This is a genomic window from Psychrobacter sp. CAL346-MNA-CIBAN-0220 (genome assembly GCF_040309805.1).
Lineage (GTDB): Bacteria > Pseudomonadota > Gammaproteobacteria > Pseudomonadales > Moraxellaceae > Psychrobacter.
On record NZ_JBEOPF010000004.1, the window covers coordinates 57,766 to 81,999 of the forward strand.

17 protein-coding genes are annotated in these 24,234 nt (G+C 41.9%); 6 read left to right on the forward strand and 11 right to left on the reverse strand.

Features of this window, described 5'->3' with window-relative positions; translation table 11 throughout:
• Window positions 1-7 precede the first annotated feature (7 nt).
• Together AAEY88_RS09205 and fmt are read right to left on the reverse strand one after the other, a co-directional pair.
• A complete protein-coding gene (locus AAEY88_RS09205; protein WP_350561673.1) occupies window positions 8-1,603 on the reverse strand; it encodes a transcription antitermination factor NusB in 1,596 nt (531 codons plus the stop codon).
• 57 nt (window positions 1,604-1,660) lie between these two features.
• A complete protein-coding gene (gene fmt / locus AAEY88_RS09210) occupies window positions 1,661-2,752 on the reverse strand; it encodes a methionyl-tRNA formyltransferase (RefSeq protein WP_350561675.1) in 1,092 nt (363 codons plus the stop codon).
• Between the two features lie 431 nt (window positions 2,753-3,183).
• On the opposite strand from fmt, the gene AAEY88_RS09215 reads away from it, so the two are divergent.
• Window positions 3,184-6,069 carry a response regulator gene (locus tag AAEY88_RS09215; protein ID WP_350561677.1) on the forward strand — a complete coding sequence of 962 codons (2,886 nt, stop codon included), beginning with the start codon at window positions 3,184-3,186 and terminating at the stop codon, window positions 6,067-6,069.
• 60 nt (window positions 6,070-6,129) lie between these two features.
• Here AAEY88_RS09215 and AAEY88_RS09220 read toward each other — a convergent pair whose 3' ends face one another.
• The 8 genes from AAEY88_RS09220 to rpmH all read right to left on the reverse strand — a co-directional run bounded on the left by AAEY88_RS09220 (window position 6,130) and on the right by rpmH (window position 13,736).
• Window positions 6,130-6,813, reverse strand: a complete 684-nt coding sequence (locus AAEY88_RS09220) for a riboflavin synthase (RefSeq protein WP_350561679.1) — start codon at window positions 6,811-6,813, stop codon at window positions 6,130-6,132.
• Window positions 6,814-7,401: 588 nt separating this feature from the next.
• Window positions 7,402-8,457, reverse strand: coding sequence for a bifunctional diaminohydroxyphosphoribosylaminopyrimidine deaminase/5-amino-6-(5-phosphoribosylamino)uracil reductase RibD (gene ribD / locus AAEY88_RS09225; RefSeq protein WP_350561681.1), 1,056 nt, complete (start codon window positions 8,455-8,457; stop codon window positions 7,402-7,404).
• 109 nt (window positions 8,458-8,566) lie between these two features.
• Window positions 8,567-9,031 (reverse strand): transcriptional regulator NrdR, encoded by a 465-nt coding sequence (gene nrdR / locus AAEY88_RS09230; RefSeq protein WP_350561683.1) that lies wholly within the window; start codon window positions 9,029-9,031, stop codon window positions 8,567-8,569.
• Window positions 9,032-9,117: 86 nt separating this feature from the next.
• Window positions 9,118-10,551, reverse strand: a complete 1,434-nt coding sequence (gene mnmE / locus AAEY88_RS09235; protein WP_350562057.1) for a tRNA uridine-5-carboxymethylaminomethyl(34) synthesis GTPase MnmE — start codon at window positions 10,549-10,551, stop codon at window positions 9,118-9,120.
• Between the two features lie 210 nt (window positions 10,552-10,761).
• Window positions 10,762-12,453, reverse strand: a complete 1,692-nt coding sequence (yidC, locus tag AAEY88_RS09240) for a membrane protein insertase YidC (protein WP_350561685.1) — start codon at window positions 12,451-12,453, stop codon at window positions 10,762-10,764.
• Window positions 12,454-12,642: 189 nt separating this feature from the next.
• Window positions 12,643-13,017 carry a membrane protein insertion efficiency factor YidD gene (gene yidD / locus AAEY88_RS09245; RefSeq protein ID WP_350561688.1) on the reverse strand — a complete coding sequence of 125 codons (375 nt, stop codon included), beginning with the start codon at window positions 13,015-13,017 and terminating at the stop codon, window positions 12,643-12,645.
• 1 nt (window position 13,018) lies between these two features.
• Entirely contained in the window at window positions 13,019-13,381 is a 363-nt protein-coding gene (rnpA, locus tag AAEY88_RS09250) for a ribonuclease P protein component (protein ID WP_350561690.1), read from the reverse strand.
• Window positions 13,382-13,601: 220 nt separating this feature from the next.
• The gene (rpmH, locus tag AAEY88_RS09255; RefSeq protein ID WP_007394757.1) at window positions 13,602-13,736 is read right to left on the reverse strand and encodes a 50S ribosomal protein L34; all 135 of its coding nucleotides are present in this window, start codon (window positions 13,734-13,736) and stop codon (window positions 13,602-13,604) included.
• 629 nt (window positions 13,737-14,365) lie between these two features.
• Here rpmH and dnaA point away from each other — a divergent pair.
• From dnaA to gyrB, 4 genes are all read left to right on the forward strand, one after another.
• The gene (gene dnaA / locus AAEY88_RS09260; RefSeq protein WP_350561692.1) at window positions 14,366-15,835 is read left to right on the forward strand and encodes a chromosomal replication initiator protein DnaA; all 1,470 of its coding nucleotides are present in this window, start codon (window positions 14,366-14,368) and stop codon (window positions 15,833-15,835) included.
• A 278-nt stretch (window positions 15,836-16,113) separates the two neighbouring features.
• Window positions 16,114-17,289 (forward strand): DNA polymerase III subunit beta, encoded by a 1,176-nt coding sequence (gene dnaN, locus AAEY88_RS09265; protein ID WP_350561694.1) that lies wholly within the window; start codon window positions 16,114-16,116, stop codon window positions 17,287-17,289.
• A gap of 165 nt (window positions 17,290-17,454) precedes the next feature.
• Window positions 17,455-18,753: a DNA replication/repair protein RecF gene (gene recF, locus AAEY88_RS09270; protein WP_350561696.1), complete on the forward strand. Its 1,299-nt coding sequence runs from the start codon at window positions 17,455-17,457 to the stop codon at window positions 18,751-18,753.
• 673 nt (window positions 18,754-19,426) lie between these two features.
• The gene (gene gyrB / locus AAEY88_RS09275) at window positions 19,427-22,048 is read left to right on the forward strand and encodes a DNA topoisomerase (ATP-hydrolyzing) subunit B (RefSeq protein ID WP_407074449.1); all 2,622 of its coding nucleotides are present in this window, start codon (window positions 19,427-19,429) and stop codon (window positions 22,046-22,048) included.
• Between the two features lie 115 nt (window positions 22,049-22,163).
• Here the strand turns inward: gyrB and rlmF are convergent, their stop codons facing one another.
• Window positions 22,164-23,195 carry a 23S rRNA (adenine(1618)-N(6))-methyltransferase RlmF gene (gene rlmF / locus AAEY88_RS09280; protein ID WP_350561700.1) on the reverse strand — a complete coding sequence of 344 codons (1,032 nt, stop codon included), beginning with the start codon at window positions 23,193-23,195 and terminating at the stop codon, window positions 22,164-22,166.
• A 204-nt stretch (window positions 23,196-23,399) separates the two neighbouring features.
• Here rlmF and AAEY88_RS09285 point away from each other — a divergent pair, with 204 nt between their 5' ends.
• Window positions 23,400-24,188 (forward strand): crotonase/enoyl-CoA hydratase family protein, encoded by a 789-nt coding sequence (locus AAEY88_RS09285; protein WP_350561702.1) that lies wholly within the window; start codon window positions 23,400-23,402, stop codon window positions 24,186-24,188.
• The last annotated feature ends 46 nt before the right edge of the window (window positions 24,189-24,234 follow it).

A 24,234-nucleotide genomic window follows, 5' to 3' on the forward strand; every position in this document is an offset into this window, starting at 1 on the left:
CTACTAATTAAGCCGTCTTATGCAGCAACGCATAATAAAAACCATCACCATTCGTACTATCTATCGGTAAACATTGACGACCGACTTCTTGAGCGATACCCCAGTTGCACGCTTCAGTAAATTCAATAGCCGTAGCATCTGTGTGATGGTTTAAAAAGGCTTGCATCTGCTCTACATTTTCTTGCTTTAATATCGAGCAGGTTACGTAAAGCAAATAGCCACCAACTTTTAATTGTGGCCATAAATTATCCAATATCTCTTCTTGTAATGATGCCGTTTGATTTACGTCTTCTTCGGCGCGTAAAAGACTGATATCAGGATGGCGACGAATGACCCCTGTAGCAGTACACGGTGAATCTAATAATATGGCATCAAATATGGCTTCATTTTTATCTGCTTTTTGCTTTTTAGATTGGTGAGTTCCTTGCCATCTTGTCGCATCAGCGCAGACGACATTAAGTTTAATCTGCTCAGAGTGCTCTAAATGTAGACGCTCTAGATTTTCATGAATACGATTAATACGCGGTGCTTCATTATCAATAGCGGTTAACTTAATCGCACGACTATCCGTCGCCTTATTAGCATCATCATTTTCATCATTACTTTCGTTATTGTCATCACTTTTATCACTAGGTTTCACATGAAACAATGATGATTGTTTGTCTGCATTTAACAGCTCTAACCAATGAGCAAGCTTACCACCAGGGGCCGCACAGGCATCCAGAATATGTAATTCAGTAGTGTCACTATCTATACTTATCTTATTGATAAGTGCTTGATTAATTAACGGCGCAGCAAGCTGGGCATGCATGTCTTGCACACTAGCAGCACCTTCCGCAAATGCCGGTAAACCACTAACGGCAGTAGTTTGCTCTAAACGTAACGCTTGGGTTGTTATAGTTGTATCGGTTTTATCGGTCAGATTTGGCAGTTGTAAACCACTAATCACTTCGACCAATTCAGCTGCGACATCTGCTTGTTCTAGCACTTGTTGATAGGCGTCTACTGAATTGATAGTAGTGTTTACTCGTAAAAACATCGGTGCAGGCTGACGCAATCCTTGAGTTAATACCGAGTATTCCTCACTCCAATCTTGCTTGAGCTGATAGGCGAGCCAATTAGGCAAGCTGTGGTTTTTATCGCATTTCTTACGAAATTTGTGGGTGTTCTTAACGACTTTACGCAAAATAGCATTAACCAGGCCAGAGGCATGGGCAAAATCAATCTCTTTCACGGCCTCGACCGTTTCATGAATTGCCGCGTGGTCAGCAACTTCCAAGTATAATAGCTGAGTTAATCCCACTTGGATGGTAGTGCGCACCTCAATCTCATCAATCGTATTATCTGCTAAGCTATCCAGTAAGCGCTCAAGAGCATACCACTGGCGCAAGGTAGTCAATAATAGCGCATGCGCAAAGCCTTTATCGCCTTCGTGTAGACTGTTTAATAAGGGGTCAAGAACGCTGGAGAGTGACTGGCCATTTTGAATCGCAAGCAAGGTACGGATAACGCGCACACGTACGCTACCAACCATCTTAAGGTTGCTTGATGGCTTGTTCTTATTGTTTCTAGGACTGTTGGACGCGGTTGCGGGTTGTCTCATATTACTTAATTTCCTGTGCCTGTTATGGCGTCTGCGTTAGCTGATTAATTTGAAGTATTAGTTTAGTTCAGTGGTGAATAAGTCGCCATCGTTAAGCTGATTGCCATGACAAATTTGCTCGGCGCTGACAGGTTTACTACCGGCAAATTGTAATTTGGTTATCGATAAAGTACTGGCTGAGTCTGTGCTTTCTATAATGTCGTTTTTACCACAGGCTACCAGAATAGCTTTACGGCCAACACTGATTACCGTACCGGCAGGCTGTTCAGTTTGCTGGGTCGTATTAACTGGCAGACTGGCTAAAATCTTAACCCGTTGACCGTCTAAAAAGGTATAAGCACCTGGCCAAGGGGTCAGCCCGCGAATTTGTCTTTCAATAACAACAGCAGGTTGCACCCAATCAATAGCACCTTCAGTTTTGATTAATTTTTCGGCATAATTAGCAGCGTTGTCATCTTGCGCGCTAGCTTGGGCTTGGTAACTGGCCAAATCTTGTAACACAGTGCTAATAGCAGTTGCGCCTAGATCTGCTAGCTTATCATGGAGGCTGGCAGCGCTGTCGTCGGCTTCAATAGCACAACTGACTTTATACAACATATCGCCAGTATCCAAACCTTTATCCATCTGCATAATAGTGATGCCAGTTTCACTATCTCCAGCTAATAGCGCTCGATGAATAGGTGCCGCACCGCGCCAGCGTGGCAACAGCGAGCCATGAATATTAAGGCAGCCGTAAGTAGGAATGGTTAACACCCCAATAGGCAAAATAAGCCCATAGGCGGCGACAATCATCACATCCGCTTGATAAATACGTAAGGTTTCTCTAGCGGCAATACCTTCGGCAACTGATTTTTTAAAGGTAGCGGGCTGCTCAACCGGAATATCATGCGCTAATGCCACTTGCTTAACAGCGGAAGTAGCCAATTTTTGCCCACGACCTGCTTTACGATCCGGCTGACTATATACCGCCACAATATTTATATTGAGCGCCTCTTGCTGGCTGATTAAAGCCTCAAGGCTGATAGCTGCAAACTCAGGCGTGCCTGCAAATACCACTCGTAATGGACGCAGCTTATCATTAGATGCTGATATTTCAGCGATAGAATCACTAGAAGAAGAGTCGGAGGAGGTAGAATTAATTGTGGTCATGGCGCCATACTATATATCAGGTTATTAGTCGTCATATTATAGGTGAGTTTACGGCGTTGTGCCATGCTTGTAGTATAGGTCGCAAAGAGGCTTTATTAATGAGGTTAAATATTTGGTAAACTCATATATTAATTAAGGCTATTCCTATAACATGCAAAGTTTTCGCTTAAAGAAATACCGTTTATTTGATCTAAAATCTATGGCACCGTAATTAGCTAATGAGATTACAGTAATGTAAGAGTCACAAATTTGCTATTATAAGACTAAAATATAAACATCGATACCAAAGCCCAAGTAATGATTACTGAAGAGTTTCTCTACTTAACAGCTGTCTGTATTAAATGCCAAAGTATATGTCCATTATAAAACTATCACTTCTTACCGCTATATTACATCGCCACATAGTCATACCGGTATAGGATCAAGCTTCCATGCAACAGTTTCAGTCTTTAAAACGCCTGCTTATCTTTTATACCTTGACCTTACTGATTATGCTGGCTTTATATTATGCCATGATGTTCTTGACCCTCCAAACCAATAGTCAGCATCATAGCCAAATGGTTTTTGATTCACTACAGCATGAAATTAATGAGCATGTCATCCCAACAGATGATGACATTAAAAAAATATTGACTAAGCCTTTTTTTCAAGACATCAGTTATCAGCTGATTTTAATGCTGCCTTCTGGGCAGACATACATTCATAGTCATACGCGACCTCGTGAATATAAATTTACTACCTTTACCTTTCCTAGATCCACTTCCCAGCCTATTAGTAGTAGCTCATACCAATTAAACAGTCAAACGTTAATGGGTAAGATTAAGCTTGAAAGCAATCATCAGATATACATCGTATTGCGCCATCAGCCCATTAAGATTAACTGGGTATCCTATCAATATTGGTTACCGTTGATGACGGCTATTATGCTATTCATTCTCGCATTACTTTACATGTTCAAACGCCGTGGCGATTGGGTACGGTTGATGCATTATATAGAAGCGCTAATAACAACGTCTAAAAAGGCCTATACCCCGCCACCCTTTATTAAAGAGGAGTCAACCTTTGAGTTTTTATACTTAGGTCATGCGCTTGGCCGAGTCAGTTATCAGTTGCACGATAATCATCGACGTATCAAAACGCTGAGTAATCGCCTAGAACGTTTGGTTGATCAAGCGCCGCTACCGATGCTGATGATCAAGCGCCAAGGTCAAATCAGTTTTTTTAATCAGCGCTTTGCACAAATCTTTAACCCTCCTTTTGTGCGTGATACTCACTATAGCTTAATAGACTTTGTGATTGGTAGTGATGAGGAGACTCAAAAGCTGTTACAAAAATTGTCAACGCAGCGAGTCACACGCACTTTACTGGTCTACGGAATAGATGACAAACAGGCTTATCAGCTACATATAACGCCATGGTTTGGAGGTCATGGCCAGATGCATGGGTTTACAGTATTACTTAATAATGTTGATAATCTGGTCAGCCAAACTGAGAGTTTACAACTAGAGAACCACCAACTACAGCTGCAAATAAAAGAGTTTATTAAGCTTCGATCTATCATTGGTCATGAATTACGAACACCATTAAATGCCATTATTGGTACACTAGATTTGATAGAGGCGTATAAATTATCAGCAAGACAGCAAGAAGTATTGACCACGCTCATACAGTCTAGCCAATCGATGTTAGCGATGCTAAACGACATGCTGGATATGGCAAAAATAAAAGCAGGTAAAGCTGATATCGTGACTGAGCCTACCGATATATTTAAACTTGGACAGCATATCAGTGATTTGATGGTCGGTAGCGCGCGCCGGCAAGAAATCAGTCTACTGTATTTTTTTGCTCCTGACTGCCCACGCTATATCACTACAGACAGTAGCCGTGTGCGCCAAATCTTGCTCAACTTATTAGACAATGGTATTAAATTCACCCCGTCAGGCTCCGTGGCGCTGCTTATTGAGCCGGTCACCCACGAGCAGATGCAGCGTAGTAAACGTACAGACAAACGGAATTTAACCAGTACTGCCCGAGCTCAGCATATAAATATCGATAAAGGTAGAATGAATAATATTAAAACAGCTACTCAGCATCATTGGATTCGCTTTAGTGTCAAAGATACCGGCATCGGCGTTGCAAAAGCTGAGCAGCACAAGCTATTTTCATATTTTAACCAAGCCAATGAGCAAATCAGTCAAAACTATGGGGGTACAGGACTTGGCCTTGCCATATCTAACAGTTTTGCGCAGTTATTAGGCGGCTTTATTCAACTCGATAGCGATGGCCACTCAGGCAGTACCTTTGCTCTTTATTTACCATGCATTGCGCCCACTTATCAGCCGGTCTACCACTTTCATAGCAGTTTAGCTCATATTCGGCTCATCGTTATTGTTAATCAAGAGCTGTGTGCCACCTGTATACAACGTATATGCTCACATTTATCGTTACCTCTCAGTGTTTATACCTGCTTAGATAGTTCGGCCTCTCAGCAATTACATGCTCAATTAAAACAAGATGCACAAAAGCTGACACCGGTACTGTTGTTAGATTATGAGTACTATGAGGCTAACCATGTAGCATTAACTGATAAATTAGCACTGACTGGTAAGCCTGCAATAAAAAGTGAGGAAACAGCCAATGGGATTGAAAACAATAATGTTATCGATGACTTATTAAATAACGCCTCTTTGCCAAAAATCTTATTAAGTATGAAGCCCGAACGCAGTATGCCTTCTACACTATTAGACCATTTTGATGGATTTTTAAATAAGCCTTTAGACATCTCGCTATTGTTATCTGAGCTAATACGTTTAACTCAGCCAATATTAAAAGCCAAACAACAAGAAAATGTCACCAAAGATAGTGGTGACAAGGCAGAGCCAACTAAAGAAACAAGCTTAGCTAAAGAAGAAGAGACAACTAAAGAAAGCAGTCCCGACAAAGTATTAGTAACGCCGCTAATCTTAGTAGTCGATGATAATATTACCAACCAAAAAATTACCTGCAAGCTGTTAAGCAGGCTTGGCTATCGTAGCATGGTGGCAGATGATGGCCAACAAGCTTTGGATCGGCTAAAATTACAGCGATCGGAGATTGCTCTAATTTTGATGGACTGTCGAATGCCCGTCATGGATGGTCTGCAAGCCACCCAAGCTATTCGGGCGCAGGGGGACGATGTTCCTATCGTCGCACTCACTGCAAACAATACTGAAGAGGACCGTGACGCTTGTTTCGCTGTAGGAATGAATGAGTTTCTAGCCAAGCCTATCAGTAAAGACAAGCTACTAGCGATTTTGCAACAATTCATAAATACTTAATTATTCTCGTTTTTAAGCGTTAGAGAATAGGCTAAGCGTTGAAGACTAGCGAATCATTCGCTACTTCATAAAACCATTATCTGCTAAGAATTCTTCAGTAAGTTTACTTTGCGGGCTTACCATATTGTCCGCGTTCATCGTGCCTGTCTGAGTCTTATTTAAAAGGCGCTCTAAGTAACGTGCTACAAGATCCACTTCAACATTGACCTTATCACCTACCAGCCAATGCTTGGCAATATTGGTGACTTGCGCAGTATGTGGAATGATATTTAGACAGACGATATTGTCACGTACCAAATTGGTGGTCAAGCTGATGCCATCAAGGGTGATCGAGCCTTTAGTCGCTGCATAGTGCGCAAGCTCTTGCGGAATCTCAATTTCAATATAGATGGAGCGTGCATCTTGTTGTAATTTGCGTACGATACCAACCCCATCAACGTGTCCAGCGACGATATGACCCCCAAAGCGCGTGGTTGGTAGCATGGCTTTTTCTAAATTGACCACATAGCCTGCTTTTAAAGCTTCCAAAGCTGTACGGGCGATAGTTTCACGTGAAACATCAACAGCGTAATAATTGCTACCAAAATCCACCACGGTTAAACAAATGCCATTAGAAGCAATTGAGTCACCTAATGACACATCACTAAAATCTAAATCGTTTGATTCTATGACTAAGCGAATATCACCACCGATAGGCTGCATGGCCTTAACTGTGCCCACGCTCTCAATAATTCCAGTAAACATAATATTCTCTCTTCATTATTTAATGATAACTGCTGATTAGCATAGCACCACATTGATGTATGGATAACAAAATCTATCAATGATTAATATTGGTTATCCTATCACTCTGTTATTAGCAAATAAGTGACTATTGCTAGGAATCGTTGCTAAACATCGCTGTTAAATAATTACTTTATCTAGGTAACTTAGATTGCTTAATCTGAACGTCAATATGCTTAGCCATTAATGAGGATTATAAAGAGGATAAGTTGTGGATAACTAAGCGTTATTTATATCAAACCACTCTAAAAACCTTGCATATCATAAAGTTATCCACAACATGAACACTCATTGGTTCTTATATAGAATATCATCTATTCATTTATATAAACTACTGATTAATAAGGATTTATTCTAGATAAAGTATATTTGTAATTCATTTTTAGGTTTCATGTGAAACCTAATTAAATATAGTTATACACAGTTTCATGTGAAACCTAATTTAAAGTAGGTTACTTATCCCCACTTAGCGCGTAATAAAACACTTCTGTGGATAACTGGACACTTATACACAGATGACTGGTGCTTAAGGAATTTTTATTGGACATTTTAAAGAGGTAGTAAAGTCAACTTAATATCGGGTCCGATTTGTTCGTGACTATGATAATCAAAACGTAGCTGTTGCGCTAACGATAGCGGATTGAAATCTACCATCGCTCGCGCTTGTGATCCCAATAGGCAAGGCGCTTGATAAACAATCAACTCATCAACCAGCTGCTGGCTTAAGAAACTACCGGCAACACTAGCACCCGCTTCTACCAATACGTCGTAACATTGATATTCGCGCACTAAAGTTTTTAGCAGCATAAGCAAGTTATCCTCTCGCCAATAGATCGTATCGGTACGGCGACAGAGGTGATAATCTGACTGCAGATCATGTGCTAAGCGGGCGCGTCTATCAAGCACCACAACCACAGGGGTAGGAATTTGCTCAGGAGGTATACCTAACTGTGTAGAGCGAACATTTAACTGTGGATTGTCTGCAATAACGGTTGCACTGCCGGTAATAATGGTGCCACTTTGCGCACGTAGTGTTTGTACATCCGCGCGTGCTGCTGCCGAGGTAATCCATTTTGATTCACCTGAGGCCATAGCGGTACGACCATCAAGGCTAGTGGCTATCTTTAGGCGTACATAGGGCATTTGGGTGCGCATGGCCTTTAAGAAACCTTGATTAAGTGCTTCGGCTTGGGTGTTTAATATCCCAACCGTAACGTCAATACTAGCCTGCTCTAATAGGGACACTCCACGGCCAGCTACTTGTGGATTAGGGTCAAGACCCGCAATCACTATGCGCTTAATACCTGCATCGATGAGCGCTCGAGCACAAGGCGGTGTGCGTCCGGTATGACTACAAGGCTCCAAAGTGACATAAGCTGTGGCTCCTGCCGCTCGCACGCCCGCATCTCTAAGCGCGAAGACTTCAGCATGCGGCTGTCCTGCTTGTGGATGAAACCCTTGCCCAACCACCTCTCCTGCTTGTACTAAGATACAACCAACGGCCGGATTGGGTCGGGCAGTATACTGTCCACGCTTGGCTTGCTCAATAGCGAGCATCATAAAATAGCAGTCTTGAGCGTCTTGAACGTGATTTGGGATTGGCATAAAAAGCACACTTAATAAATAATGGACCGTTGCTATTGTTAGACTGAATTATCAGATTGAGTAGATGTGACAAAAAATTATGCATAAAAATAGCTATCAATGATGGTTGTCAATCATTTTTATCTGCTGGACGAATATTAGCGATTTCTTGATGAAAGGCATCGATATCTTGAAAGTCACGATAGACGCTAGCAAAGCGCACATAAGCAACATCATCAAGAGTTTTAAGCTCGCTCATGATAATCTCACCTAAGACTTTGCTACTGATTTCGCGCTCACCCATTTGTCTAACCCGCTTCTCCACTCGGCTAATCATCGCTTCTTGTTCATCGATAGTAATCGGACGCTTTTGTAGCGGCAACTGAATAGAGCGCCGTAGTTTTTCATTATCATACGGCTCAATCTTACTACTGGATTTTATAATGCGTGGCATTACTACTTCTACCATCTCAAAGGTAGTAAAGCGTTCTTGGCAACCACTACAGACTCTGCGCCGACGCACTTGCGCGCCTTCAGCAGCCAAACGCGAGTCAATCACCTTGGTCTCTGAGGCATTACAATAAGGACAGTGCATACTCTCTTCCTTTTCTTGATCCTAATGGTGGTAATTCTGATAGCTATAACCATGTAATCAATCGACTAACGACTTGAGGTCTTGTATCACTTACCAATGCAAAAACTGCCAAAAATCTTACCCAATAAATCATCAGCACTGAACGCGCCGGTAATCTCACTCAAACTAAGCTGTGCTTGGCGTAAGCTTTCGGCAACCAGCTCTCCTGCTTGAAAGACGGTCAATTGATCGTGTGCCTCTGCTAAATAATTAGCAGTACGTCTCAATGCATCTAAATGACGGGTACGCGCAATTAGGCTGTTTTCAGGGGGATGAAAGCCTACTTTAGCACATAAGACTTCTACTAAAGTCTCAATACCTGTACCTGTTTCACATGAAACATTAACTTGTTCATAGCCTGCTTGTTGCATGGCAGTCATCTTACTATCGCCTGACATCGTGCTTAAGCTCGTCGTATCATTGAGTAAGTCGCTTTTATTAGCAATGATCAATAAGCGCTTGGTATCAGGAAGCTCACCAAATAACTGTTCTGCCAGTTGTAGCGGCGTGCCGTTATCCTCGATATCACGAGTGACGTCATAGACCATTAGCAATATATCGGCCTGTTTAATAGCGGTACGGGCTCGCTCAATACCGATCCGCTCTACCATATCCTCAGTATCACGCAGACCTGCGGTATCGGTCAAATGTAACGTCAAACCATTAAGAACAACGGTTTCATGCAATGTATCACGCGTCGTACCTGCCACTTCGGTGACAATAGCGCGCTCTTGCCCTGCCAGACGATTAAGGAGGCTAGATTTGCCAGCATTGGGTCTGCCTGCCAATACCACATGGATGCCATCGCGCAGTAGCTGACCTTGTTTGGCCGTTGCCAATACTTGCTGTATCTGCGCTTGGGTTTGCTCAAGCTTACTTTGAATAACCCCATCGGATAAGAAATCAACGTCTTCTTCATCCGGAAAATCAATCGCTGCCTCGACGTGTAAACGTAAGTGAATCAGCTGTTCTAATAAGTGGTTAATCTTTTGCGAAAACTCACCACTGAGAGAGCGTATGGCACTGCTAGCAGCAGCGGCACTAGTGGCATCAATAGCATCGGCAATTGCTTCAGCTTGTACTAAGTCTAATTTATCATTATCAAAAGCGCGATAAGAGAACTCACCGGCGCTTGCTTGCCGTGCTCCCAGCTCAAACACCCGTGCTAATAGCTGGTTCTGTAATATCAGGCCACCATGACCTTGCAGCTCGATCACATCTTCTCCAGTGAACGAATGCGGTGTTTTAAAATACAGTACCAACCCTTCATCAATAACCGTACCATCCGCTTGATAGAAACGGCAAAAGCTGGCTAGACGCGGCGTAAACGCAGATTTCTCTGTTAGCTGGCAGGCAATAGCGTGAGCCTTTGCTCCTGACAGCCGAATGATACCTACGCCGCCACGCCCAAGTGGTGTTGCGATCGCAGCAATCGTGGTTAATCCTGATAACTCATTTAGCTCAGACGAATCATTTGGCATCACCGACTTTACGACAGAATCCACACTTACTCTCAATAGCTAAAAACCCCATTATAGACGGCTATGCCCAGACTAACAAAACAAACTTTAAATCACTATATTTGAGTATTATTATTAGCTCGGTTAAATATAAACTACCAATAAAAAACCATCGCTATAGCGATGGTTTTTTATTGGGTTGCAAATATTGACTGGACGTTCGATGAATGGTTAGTCCAATACTTTTACCGTGCGAGTTTTCTGCTCTTCTTGCACTTTTTTATTGACAATATACTGATGCGACATGCTGAATAAGTTATTCACCGTCCAGTATAATACTAGACCTGCAGGGAAGAACAGCATGAAAGCGGTAAAGATAATCGGTAAAAACTTCATCACTTTTGCTTGCATCGGATCAGTTGGCTGCGGATTTAGCTGCTGCTGTACAAACATCGATGCACCCATCAATAGCGGTAGAATGAACCAAGGATCCATCGCTGATAAATCCTGAATCCATAAGATCCATGGGGCATGGCGCAATTCGACACTTTCAACCAGTACCCAGTACAAGGCTAAAAAGATAGGCATCTGCATCAATATTGGCAAACAACCGGCCATTGGATTGACTTTTTCTTCTTTATAGATGCCCATCATCTCTTGCGACATTTTCATCCGATCGCTGCCGTGCTCTTCTTTGAGCGCTGCTAGACGTGGTGCGATAGCACGCATCTTCGCCATTGAGTAGTAACTCTTATTAGAGAACCACATCAAAGCAATCTTAACGAAGACCGTTAAAAAGATGATTGACCAGCCCCAGTTGCCGATGATGTTATGAATACCATCCAGTATCGCAAATAATATTTTTGAGATTGGCCATAATAAACCATAATCGACCGTCTTATTCAGACCAACCGCGACATCTTTAAGCTCAGATTGTACTTTTGGCCCTGCGTATAGCGTCGCGCTTAACGTCGCTTGCTTATTCATTGCAACATTAATAGGCTGACTATTAAAGCCAATAAAATAGTCGTCACCAGTCTCACGGCTAAAGAATTTACCCGTAAAGTTGTCGGGTGTCCATGCCGATACAAAGTAATGCTGCACGATACCGACCCAACCTTTATCACTGGTGACGTTTAACTCACCATCGCTAAAGTCAGAAAATTTCAGCTTATTATAAGGATCATCAGGTGTACCCCAAGCGCCGCCTAAATAGGTCGCCATGCTCAGCGCGCCTTTGTCAGACATACCAGGATCTTTACTATCATCACGCTTTAATTGCGCAAATAACTGTCCTTGCCATGGCTGCGTAGACGCGTTCTGAATTTGATAGCTGACATCAATAGGATATTTATCATTGGTAAAAGTAAAGGTCTTAGTAATCGTAACGCCATCTTTTTTATAAGTGAGCGGTACTGATAACGTTTGCTGACCTTCTTTCATGACATAGCTACTGGTAGCATGACTGTATTTGGCGCGACCTTCCGCAGTATCAATACCGTCTTTACCAATTAAACCAGACTGAGCCACATAAACACGATTGCTATCATTCTCTAGCAATACGAAGGGCTCATCACTATTGAGCGTTGCGTCGTACTGCTTAAGAGCAGCATAAACGATATCGCCGCCTTCTGGATTGATTTTGATATCATAGCGATTGGTCGTTACCGTGATTAGGCCAGCATTTTTAGCCGACGCAGTCGGAGCGGTTACAGCCAAACCAGCATCAGTAGGTAGCGTCTGTACCGGAACATCGCCTGCTGCACCAGTAGTAGATGGAATATCGATACCTGCTGAGGTTGCCGTCTTTGCTATTGGATCTACAGCGGGCGCATCAGCATAATCATCTCGCCATGCCAAAATCAGCAGATAAGCGGTGATTAGCATCGCAATGATGATCATCACCCGAAATATCTTTTGCATAAACCTATCCTAGAGTGAAAAATTTGGGCGTGTGTCATGACTACAAGACCGCAGCTCTCAGTATAACCAGCTACAGCATCAGCAATCATTTACATAAAATGTGCATCATTTTACTAAAGAATCACATCAAATGATACCAACAGTGTGGATAACCTGTGGGTAACTTACAGTAGTGATAAATAGATATGTTTATGGTGACTTCATCAAATGGTTCAAGCGGCTAACGTAACTCTCATTATCGCGATAAACACTTTTACCCTTATCTTTGATAATAGCTAGTTCAGGAGTTGGCAAATACTGGTAGGTATAAGATGCTAAAGGCAGAGGTACAAAATCAATACCATGTCCGCCCCATGGTTGACAACGTCCAATACGTTTTAGTAATAACCAGCTGCCCACCCAAACACCATGCCATTCCAATGCTTGTCTGCCATAATTTGAGCATGTTGGATAATATCGACAGCGTGCAGGTATTATTGGACTGACTATTTTTTGATAAAATAAAATAAAATAAATCATTAACTTATAAAAAAAATTATTCACTACTTTTATAAAAGAAATCATGTTATTTTTTTTCTATTTTTTTAAAGATATTATTAATCTGATTTTTCAAATCTTTATTATTTAAATCCTTTATAGATTTTTTAATAATAAAAACAATATCTTTGTTTTCTAATTTATGAGACTGCACACGAAAGTTTTCACGTATTTGACGTTTAATCAAGTTACGAGCCACAGCAGTAGGGACTTTGCGCTTAGTTATTGCCATACCTATACGAGGTTGATCATGTGTGTTGGAACGTACAAAAGCCATGAGATGACTCTGATGTAACTTACGTTCAGGGGCGTCAAATACGTCACGAAAGGCCGCTGGTGTGAGCAGACGCTGTGCTTTAGTAAAACAGGCAGTAGGGAGAGTGTTAGACATAGTACAACCTAAAATAAGGGCTTATGGAAGAAACAGGATACGCACAACAAAATCCACCGACAAAAAAAGCGCCGATATGGGCGCTTTTAATATATGGTTATCTGTAAGCTGTGGTCAATAAATATCGTGGTTTATAAATCGTACTTTATAAAAATAACAATAGATATTTAACATCTACTCACTATCAACCATGGACATCGTATACTACCGATTGATCAAATTATACGGTAAGACGATGACGGCCTTTAGCACGGCGGCGTGCTAAGACCTGACGGCCTTTTTTAGTTGCCATACGAGCACGGAAACCGTGAGTACGCTTGCGTTTGATAACGCTTGGTTGGAATGTACGTTTCATAACTCACCTATCAAATAATGGACTAAATTCGTAATAACGCAGGATTATATCACTGTAACTGATTTTGGTCAATAAACTAATTTAGTGTTCAATTCTTTGTTGAGGACTAGGGGATATTATTAAAAGGATCATAGGATTGGTTAACAACATGATTTTTTAGTAAAGTATTCAAGCTTAGAATACTCAGTTCCCCTAGATACTCTTGCTAAAAACAAGTTTCGTATCTGCTGTATTTTACAAAGTTATCCACAGAAATTAGTGTATTTAATAATAATAATGATTTATATATATATAGATATTGTTGTTATTGGGAGGCATAATATCTGTGGTTAAGTCACTTTTTAATAGTTAAATCAAATAATTAGACTATGGGTAACCCTGTGGATAACCTGTGGACGAAATATGGATAACTTTATATCTAAACTTATCCACAAATCTATCCACAAGGTTATCCACAAAAAATAGGATGTTATCCACAGGCCATTTGTGTTAGATTAGCGCCCAGTTTAAAAGACTGTTTTATCTTATTGATGTTTGTAGAAAAAGCAGAATTTAGACCTTCTGTTTAGCGCTTAGGTATAAGCGTTACGATAGATTAATCACTTTAGGTTATGAGGTTAGCATTTTTCATGATAGATACTGCCACGCTTTGGGACAAATGCTTAGACGACTTGCGCTATAGCGTTAAAGACAACGTTTTTACCATGTGGTTAAGACCGTTATCTGCACATCAAGAAGCGCAGACGCTTATTGTGCGTGCCCCCAATGATTATTTTGTTTCTTACATTAAAAAAAATCATTTAGATGATATCCAGCAACTGATAGCGAAGCATAGTCAGGGTAGCATCGAAGAAGTTATTGTCCGCGTTGACAATGCCAGTCATAGTGCTCATACAGATGACATCGCAATAGATAACGATGCTCAGAAGTCAGATTCTTTATTTGGAGAGGCCGCCTTTACAAAAGAAGGTCTCTCCCCTACCCCAGCATCTCAAATTATTAAAAACGGTAGCGTTAGTACAAATATCGATGCCAATATGCAGCATGCTGCTTTGGTTGATGCTGCTGATGCCAAGTCTTTAAGCTACCTTAATCCAGATTTTACCTTTGAGACCTTTGTCACTGGTAAGTCCAATAATCTGGCCTACAAGGCTTGCTTTGAGCTAAGTAAACGCCAATCAAAAAATCGTCATAATCCATTATTTATATACGGTCCTTCAGGTTTGGGAAAAACGCATTTAATGCACTCTGTAGCAAGTCGCTATGTAAAAAATAATAGAAGTTTTTATTATTTTACTTCCGAAAAATTTATTAACCAATTAGTATATTCATTAAGAAATAATAAAATAGAAGACTTCAAAAAGAAAATAAAGAAAGTTGATTTATTGATTGTAGATGATATTCATGTGTTGGCAGGCAAAACTAAAAGTAGCAATGAGTTTTTAACCCTATTTGCTGATTTTACCAGTGGTGATAAACAACTTATTTTAGCGTCTGATCGTCATCCCTCACAGATGACTGAATTCGATGAGCGCTTTCGCTCACGTTTTTCTTGGGGTTTGACCGTTGCTGTTGAACCACCTGAGATTGATACTCGTGTACAAATTTTACAGAAAAAAGCCACGTCTTTTGGGATGGTATTACCCAAAGAATGTGCTCTATTTATCGCTCAAAATGTCGTGTCCAATGTTAGGCGTTTAGAAGGTGCTTTAAACCAAGTGTTTGCTAATGCCAATTTAACGGGTGCGCCGATTACGCTTGAAATGGTGCAATACGCGTTAAAGGACATCGTTGCCATGCGTGTACAAGCGGTCAATATGGATAATATCCGTAAAGTTGTTGCAGAATATTATGATATAACGGTCAAAGATTTAATGGGACGTAAGCGTACGCGTAGTATCGCAAGGCCTAGACAAGTAGCAATGGCATTGTCGCGTGAGTTGACTGGTGACAGTTTTCCAGATATTGGACAGTCCTTTGGTGGTCGTGATCATACAACAGTAATGCATGGCTGTGATAAAGTCGCGCAACTGCGTGCGGCAGATCCGGCGTTTGATAAGGATTACAAGGTGTTAGCGATGATGCTACAAGCCGGGTAGGGGAAAGTGGTACCTTTATGCTTTAGCTAATAAATATGGTTTATAATGGTTTATCATTTATTTAGTTAGCGGTTGATATTGTGCTACTACGGATATCAGCCATATATTATGTATTCTTATACTGATACCTTACAGTAGCAGTAATAATAAAATATTAGAAATAATTATAAGAAGCCATGATTATAAAAATTTATCATTACAGATTTTGCTCATTAGCAGTTAAGCCATTATCATAAAAGTCTTTTAAATAAGAATTAATTAAATAAGAGAAATCCAGTATGCAATTATCGATTAATCGAGAGTCGTTACTAAAGGCCATTAATTTGATCGCCAAGGCGGCGGATAAACGTCATAATATGGTGATTTTAGGCAATATTAAGCTACAGCTATCTGAGTCGGCGCTGATTTTAACAGCCTCTGATTTAGAAGTAGAGCTGACCTCGACTCTTAAATTACCTGCTGGTGCTTGTATTGAAGTAGGTGCAACTACTTTGCCGGCGATGAAGCTGAAAGATATTTGCAAATCATTACCTGCTCAAGCACAGGTTAACCTCGCCACTCAAGAAAATGAACGCTGTTTACTGACCAGTGGCAAGAGTCGTTTCACCTTAGGAACGTTACCAAGCGAGGACTATCCAAGCTTGGGTAATCCTGAAAATATTACGCCCTTGACTATTAGCCGAAACCGTTTGACTGACTTAATACATAAGACTCAGTTTGCGATGGCGATTCAGGATGTACGCTATTACCTGACTGGCATGCTATTTGATGTCTCGCAGCAGCAGCTGACTACGGTTGCTACTGATGGACATCGACTTGCCCTAGCACGCAGTGTTATTGATGTCAGTACGGATCTGAATATGCAGGCCATTTTACCGCGTAAAGCGGTTATTGAGCTTGAGCGTTTAACGTCTGAGCTAGGTAAAATGCTTGGTGAGCAAGATAACGCAGTGACGTTGAGCTTTGGACGTGAGTTTTTGCAAGTGAGCTTACCCTTTGGTGGCGTTGATAGCACAGGGCAGGTCAGCCAAGACTTAATGGTGACTTTTACTGCGCGTCTTATCGATGGTAAATTCCCTGATTATCGTCGCGTGATGCCAAGTAGTACCGATAAGCTCGCGTTATTCAATCAAGAAAAAATGACTGATGTGCTACGCCGAGTAGCTATCTTAAGTAATGAAAAATCTCGCGGCGTGGTATTTAATTTTGCCAGCGATGGTATGGTAGAAATACGTGCCAATAATGCTGAGCAAGATGAAGCGGTTGAGATGTTACAAGCTAAGTACCAAGGTGAGCCGATGGAGCTGTCATTTAATGCCGCTTATCTACAAGACGTGCTTGGTGTCATTCAAGGCGATTTACAAATGCATATGAGCCAGTCCAATGCCTCAGTATTGGTAAATCAGCTGAATGATGATTTGCATCAGTATGTCATCATGCCGATGCGTATCTAGTCAAACCTATATAAATGGACTTTGTTATCAAATAAGACAGCTGTATTTACTTTGACAACATAGCTATTGTTTGTGCTTACCTTTCTAATATTCTAATCATATGGTGGGTCGCATTTATTTATTCATGCGGCGCTAGACGATATCTAACGGGCTGCTGTAAGTATTATGATTGAACGTCTGCAAGTCTCGCATCTGCGCAACCTGAGCCAAGTTAGTATGCAAGCTGCAGCCTGTAATGTCATTATTGGTGCAAATGGTAGTGGCAAAACCTCATTGTTAGAGGCAATATTTCTGTTATCGCGCGGTAAAAGTTTCCGGCACAGTCAACCCAAACGCTACATCCAGCACCATCAACCAGCGGTCACGGTACATGCTCAGCTTACAGACGCCACTACTTTAGCAATCCAAAAGCAAGCGGATGCCACTACCGTTCTACGCCTAGATCAATCCACCGTTTATAATCAAAGCATTCTAACGGAACAACTGCCAACGTTACTTATCGACCCATCTACTATGGATATGTTAGAGCAGGGTAGTGCCAGTCGTCGCCAGTTATTAGATTGGTTGGTGTTTCACATGAAACAAGGCTTTCATCCGCAATGGGTCGCTTATCAACGCTTATTAAAGCAGCGTAATAGTTTACTCAAGCAAACCAAACATTTAACTCGCGTCCAACATGCTGAGCTAAAAGCATGGGATAAAGGCTTGGCCAGTCATGCCGCCTTGATCCATCATTATCGCGAGCGTATTTTTGAAGCTTGGCAGCCTTATTTTGCTCAAAGTATCATGCAGTTATTGCCCTCTTATGTCCAGCAGCTAAGCTTAAGCTACAGCCCTGGCTATGACGCCAATATTCCTCTTGATGTGCAGCTAGAGGAGCGCTTAACCCAAGATTTGCAGTTGGGCTATACTCGTATCGGTAGTCATCGCGCTGATATCCATGTCCATTGGCGTTCTGAAAGTGCTAGCAGCGTCAGTAATATAAATGCTATAGATTCTAATATAGCACCGCCGGTTGATACTCATGTAAAACTACCGGCATTAAAAGAGCAAGCCGCTAACGTCCTGTCGCGTGGAGAAAAAAAGCTGTTAATTACTGCGCTACGCCTATCACAGCTGCCTCTACTCCTTAACTCTGAACTTATTAATAAACCACAGCTTGATATAGACAAACAGCGTGAAACTGTACAGGCGACGGTTTCGGATGCGACAGCTACTTATTCAATATTGCCTGAACTTGCATCTACTACTGAGACGAGAACCACACCAGTAGTGCTACTAGATGATATCACCGCCGAGCTTGATGACAGAGCGATAGAGATATTATTATCAACGTTAGCAACGCTGCCTTGTCAGGTATTTATGACCAGTCTGACCGATGATATTGTACCGTTGGTAAATAAATACTGGTCAACAGCAAAGATGTTTCACATGAAACATGGTGCACTTGCGCCTTATTCATAAAGTGAACCTAAAAATAAACGGGCACACAACTCCTATAATTATCTGCTAAAGAGGCTGTTTGATAAAAATTTTTCGACTCCATTTTTCGTACGCTTCCAAAGTCGCTCGTTTGTCTTTATCCAATCATGTACGTAACTCTTTTAATGAAATCTGACTATATATTTCTTGTACTATTCTAGCCAAATCCTATTGATTATCGAACTTCTATCACCTTTACCTCACATCATTCAATCTTGCGCCTCTTGTTATTTGACTGCTACTTTTACTATTGTAAATGACTGTGCAATTCTTTATAAATAGTCCAGTAAACAGTGACTTAGAAGCAAAAAAATGCTAAAATAAGGCTTTGTTTTTGTCCTATTTTCAGCAAGTTATCTTATGGCTTTATAGACCTAGTATTTAATATCTATAAAGCGCTAAGTGGTTGATAAATCATCGTTTTATTTGATAACAGTCCCTTCAATAATGTTTACAACAAAACGAAGCCTGTGGTTAGACTAAATAATTCAGTGACTTTCATTTTTTATACGTTCCCACTATATTTCAATTAAAGAGTTTAACGTTAATGCGTTAAGTTTAGGATAACGTCATGATGTCGCGCCGTAGTGGTGTGCTCGTGATAAATAGCTGATTATGGCTAGATTAAGGAATGCACATGAGTGAGTCATTACCTATCGACAACGAGCAGCTGGCAGTAGACAGCACGGCTCAGACGATTGCCCCTGAAAATAACCAGTCCGATTATAGCTCCAAAGATATTCGCGTCTTGCGCGGATTGGAGGCGGTACGCGTGCGTCCTGGGATGTATATTGGTGATACTGACGATGGTACCGGTCTGCATCATATGGTGTTTGAGGTGGTGGATAACTCTATCGATGAGGCGCTCGCCAATCATTGTGACCAGATTGATATCGTTATCCATGATGATGAATCGGTAAGCGTCATGGATAACGGCCGCGGTATCCCTGTAGATATCCATCCAGAAGAAGGTGTATCCGCCGCGCAAGTTATCATGACGGTACTACATGCTGGCGGTAAGTTTGATGACAACAGCTATAAAGTCTCAGGCGGTCTGCATGGTGTGGGTGTCTCAGTGGTCAATGCCTTGTCTAAAAAGCTAGAGATGAACATCTGGCGCGAAGGCCATCATTATCAGCAAACCTATACTGATGGCGTGCCTGATGGTGACATTCAGCAGATGGAAGCGACCGATAAAACCGGTACCCAAATACGCTTTTATCCGAGTACTGATGTATTCACAGGGACTATCTTTGAATATGATATTTTGGCCAAACGCTTGCGTGAGCTGTCGTTTCTAAACTCCGGTGTACGCATTGTTTTAACTGATGAGCGTATTGATAAGCGTCACGAGTTTGAGCACAAAGGAGGCTTATCAGAGTTTGTCAGCTACATTAATGCGGGCAAAGATAGCGTCAATGAGGTGTTCCATTTCATCAGTAATCAAGATGACGGTATTAGCGTAGAAGTGGCGCTACAGTGGACAGATACTTATAACGAAAAAGTGCTGTGCTTTACCAATAATATTCCGCAGCGTGATGGTGGGGCTCATTTATCCGGCTTTCGCTCCGCGTTAACGCGTTGTCTAAATACTTATATGGACCGCGAAAATTTATTCAAAAAAGAGAAAGTCGTCGCGACGGGTGATGATGCGCGAGAAGGTTTAACGGCGATTGTCTCCGTTAAAGTACCTGATCCAAAATTCTCTAGCCAAACCAAAGACAAGCTGGTATCAAGTGAAGTAAAACCGGCTGTCGAATCGGCAATGCACAATAAGTTTAACGACTATCTGCAAGAGAACCCAAGCGCTGGTAAAGCTATTGCTGGCAAGATTATTGATGCAGCACGAGCACGAGATGCGGCGCGTAAAGCGCGTGAGATGACCCGTCGTAAGACCACATTAGACATCGCGGGTTTACCGGGTAAGCTTGCAGATTGCCAAGAAAAAGATCCGGCATTATCAGAGCTTTATATCGTGGAAGGGGACTCTGCTGGCGGTTCAGCTAAGCAAGGTCGTAGCCGTAAAACTCAAGCAATTTTGCCGCTAAAAGGTAAGATTCTTAACGTTGAGCGTGCGCGCTTTGACAAGATGTTGTCTTCAGCAGAAGTCGGTAATTTGATTACTGCCCTTGGCTGTGGCATTGGTCCTGATGAATACAACCCTGATAAAGTACGCTATCATAAAATCATCATCATGACTGATGCGGACGTTGATGGTTCGCATATTAGAACCTTGCTATTGACTTTTTTCTTCCGCCAAACGCCTGAGTTGATTGAGCGTGGTTATATTTATATCGCTCAGCCGCCGCTATATAAAGTGAAAAAAGGTCGTCAAGAGCTGTATTTAAAAGACGATGAAGCACTAAAAGCCTATTTATTATCCTCCACCATTGATAATACCAAGCTACATATCAGTGCTGATGCGCCTGCGATTACCGGACAAGCGTTAGAGACGCTGCTCAACGATTATAACCAAACTCAGCTGATCAAATCGCGTTTGCAAATTCGTTATCCTGCGGTGTTGTTAGATGCGTTGACCCATACGCCGAAGCTTACGACAGATATGACTTACGATCTATCTGAGATGCAAGCATGGAAAGACACCCTACAGACCCAGCTGGATCACTTCGGTAGTGATTTATATCCTGAGATTGAACTGATTAATATCCATGCACCTACGCCTAAAGTTATTGATGCCGTAACCGCAGACTTGCTGGGTATGAAGCCGCAACCAGTAGAAGCTGAACTTGATACTGATATTAATACTGAAACAGGAACTGAAAACGAGACTGAAAATAGCGATATGCTATCGACTAAAGCACAATGGTTACCACGCGTGACTGTCTATGTGCATCAGTTGGCACATCATTATTTACTCGATGCCAGCTTTATCAACTCGGGTGAATATTCGCGTCTATTGCGCTTATCGAGCGAGTGGAATACCTTGTTAGATGACAGTGCCTTTATCCGCCGTGAGAGCAGTGGCGGTATTAATAAAGATATTCCGGTACGCGATTTTGACTATTTATGGCAACAAATGATGTTAGAGGCGCGTCGTGGTCTCTCGGTTCAGCGCTATAAAGGGCTGGGTGAGATGAACGCGGATCAGCTTTGGGACACCACTATGGATCCCGAAAATCGCCGCATGCTACGGGTCACGATTGAAGATGCTATCGCCGCTGACCATATGTTTACTTGCCTAATGGGTGATCATGTCGAACCTCGTCGTATCTTTATCGAAGAAAACGCGCTAACGGTATCTAATTTAGATATCTAGCTTTCTACGATAATTTTAAGTGATAGTTTCTAATTAGTTATAAAAAATACCGTCTTGGATTCCAAGGCGGTATTTTTGTTTCACGTGAAACTTTGACTATTCATAACTGCGGTTACTATTCTTCGTCAGTATCAAAACGCCATGCCAATATGCGGGTATTTTTTTGACCCTGACTCATCTCAATGATGCGCATTTGTGCGACATCAAGTTGCTTTAATAATAGCTGTAACGGCTTAATATTTTCAGATTTTGATACTAGAGTAGTAAACCAGCCAACGTGCTCTGCAAAATTTTGACTCTCTTTTGCCATCTTAGTCAAAAAGGCAATCTCTCCGCCCTCACTCCACAATTCTTTATGCTGGCCACCGAAATTTAGATTTTGCGTGGCATCACCAGATTTGGACGAGCTTTGATTCACTTTGTCATTCTTAGCACGGTGCTTTTGTAGATTGTTTTGCTTACGGCTGTTGGCTTCCATCGCTTCTTCAAGTGAAGCGTGAAATGGAGGGTTGCAAACGACCACATCAAAATAATCTTGGCGACCGATAATATTAGTAAAGATATGCTTAGGATTGGGCTGCAACTTTACTTTAACCGCACTTTTTAACTTGGGATTGGCTTCACAAATAAGCGCTGCGGTATTCACTGAAATCGGGTCAATATCGGTAGCTGTAAAACGCCAACCATAACTTTGACTGCCGACAATCGGGTAAATTGCACTGGCACCAGTACCAATATCAAGGGCATGAATTTGCTTACCCGTTGGCGGCGTGTTGTCTTCATTAACGTGCGTCGTTTGTGCGAGCAACTCAGCAATATAATGAATGTAATCAGCGCGTCCTGGAATCGGTGGGCACAGGTAGCCTGCTGGAATATCCCAAAACTTAACGCCATAATAATGAGCCAACAGCGCCTGATTGAGCACACGGACGGCTTGATGGTCAGAGAAATTAATGGTTGGCTCGCCATTAGGATTGGTAATGGTATGCTCCGCAAGTTCAGGCAATGCGCGAGTCAATACGGCAAAGTCGTAGCGACCTTGATGCGGATTGCGCGGATGTAGCTTTCCTAATTTTTTAATTGACGCTGGAGATCTGTTTTTATGATTACTGGTAGTAGGTCTGCTGGTCATGGGCTTACTTGTCATAGTGTGGGGCTTACGATGTGTGGATATAACAGGTAAGTGTAGCAGATTTAGCGTCATGCCATTCGGATATTGTTGGATTATAAAGGCTAAGTAATAAAGGCAACCAACTTGCTTGCGTTGTGGCAGATGGGTGTCTATATTGAAAGAGAGCTGACTTTAGAGCAACTCGCTATATAACAATAATAAACCCAAAAGGATAACGCTATGACCACTACTAATGACCGTATCACTTATGAAATCCAAGACCACATTTGCCTAATTGGTTTTAATCGCGCGGACAAACGTAATGCTTTTGACAGCCATATGATTGCGCAGCTCTCCGAAGCACTTACTCGTTATGATAATGATGCCAATCTACGCTGTGCGCTAATCTTCGCTCACGGCGAACACTTCACTGCTGGGCTGGACTTGATGGAGCTACAGGATAAATGGGATAAAGGCGCGTTTGAGTTTGATGACAGTCAAATCGATCCGTGGGGCATTAGTGGTAAATTGCGCTCTAAACCTATCGTCGTTGCGGTAAAAGGCACTTGTTTTACCGCTGGGATTGAGCTGATGTTAAACAGCGATGTCGTCATCGCTAGTGACAATTGCAACTTTGCACAAATGGAAGTACAGCGCGGTATCATGCCGTTTGGTGGGGCGACGGTACGCTTTGTCGCTGCCGCTGGTTGGCAAAAAGCCATGCCATATCTATTAACAGGCAAAGCATTCGATGCACAGACTGCTGAGAGACTGAATCTAGTGAGTGAAGTGGTCGAAAATGGCGAAGAATACGAGCGTGCGCTGACTATAGCGCAAGAGATTTGCCAGTCGGCACCGCTTGGCGTACAAGCATTACTGTCCTCAGCACAAGATGCCAGTCGTAATGGCGCTGCTTCTGCATTGGCTAACATTCATAGCTATCTACCACCGCTATTTTATTCAGAAGATGCGAAAGAAGGTGTGATGGCGATGGTTGAGAGGCGTGAGGCTCAGTTTAAAGGTAATTAGAAAACTCTAAGTTTTGAAAAATTTGGAGTTTAAAATAAGGGTTACC